At 47.0% G+C, this 1,420-nt stretch carries 1 pseudogene; it reads right to left on the bottom strand.

From position 1 onward, the window contains the following. Positions 1-943: 943 nt before the first annotated feature. Positions 944-1,284 (bottom strand): annotated as a pseudogene (locus tag ACUHMQ_RS20735) (transposase); the annotation flags it as partial. Positions 1,285-1,420 lie beyond the last annotated feature (136 nt).

Here is a 1,420-nt window from a genome sequence, read left to right on the forward strand (position 1 = left end):
TTACAACCGCCAACGACGCCACTCTCGGCTAGGTAATTTGGCACCGGCGGTGTTTGCAGAAAAATTCAGCAGGCAATTGGTCTGCATTTGAAGTGGGTGTGTCTACGGTTGTCAGGACAGGTCATTCATCGGTACGGCACAAGGTGCTGATGACGATCCAACTAAAGTGACACAAGATCCCAATCAACCAGTGGATAAACAAGCCCTTTACGATTGGGACACTATGGCGAAGTGGGATGCTGTTCGAGCATTGCATAACTTCGTGGCTGCCCAGGGTCAAAAGCGTCGCTCACAAAAACCTAAACTCGTTAGTATTGATTTCGAAAAGTTGGATAACATTACAACTTGGCAAAACGGCGAGTTGAGGTTGAAGCAGGGGGGCTCAAGTAGGTCTGACGAATCAGCCTGAGCAGGAAATGGGTAAGCCTATGCAGCTTTCCAGCGTACCATGGCCAAAAGATTCCACGGATCATGGCAAAGTGCTTAACGAACTGTTTGGCAGTAAGCTCCTCATGCAATCGCCTAGTGAAACAGGGGAGCGTTATCTTGTCATCTACAGCGCCAAGCCCTTGAGAAGCGTGGCGGCCCTCGTTTACGACCGTACAAGCGACAATTGTCTTCCTTACCTACCAACGCAGCTCTATCTAGGTCAATAACGTTCAGAGATTATTTCAATAAAACCTAATGACAAGGGTGTTCAGGAATCAAATTGTGAAGGATCAAGCGGTAAGGTAGATGTACTAAATGCTTTTCCAATAGAAGTGAAGAAGGGTGAAACGTTTAATTACGTCGTGGTAGACCTTGGCACACCACAGAAACAAATTTCGCTAGATAATCTTCAGCTCTACTTCGCCCCTTAAGGTGTAATGGCTTGTGGTAAAAATTAGTCGTTGGTTATTTGCAAATTCGGTTAGAGCCTATTGGGTTAGAACCTATTGACATTTCACATGAGTAACCATAAGACCAACAAGCTATGGTAAACATGCTTTCGTAGTTTCGCTTTAACTTGTCGAAACGAAACGCCACTGCGTGGTAATGCTTCAGTCGTGCAAAGGCATTCTCGACCGAATGCCAGTAGCGATATTACCCTTTGTCCAGATTGGCATTTCCCTTCACCGAGCTGTACCTCCTGAAAATTATTGGTCGTGCGCCCTTTACTTCAATCTGTTCACGAATGCGCTCACTGTCATAATCCTTGTCTGCCACGATGGCCTCTGCAGACGGCAGTTGTGCGATCAGTTCAGGCATCGGTGTACAGTCATTGATCTCTCCACCGGTGATTTCGACAGCTAGATGGTAATCCCCCCATTTTTAAGGGGAGTCAGAAGTAGCGCTATGCGACCATGGCCAGCCGCTGTATTGGGGTAATACCGCCCAAGGCCATGTTAGGGCGTTCGTGATTGTAGAACCAGATCCAATC

The organism is Chitinimonas violaceus (assembly GCF_052601015.1).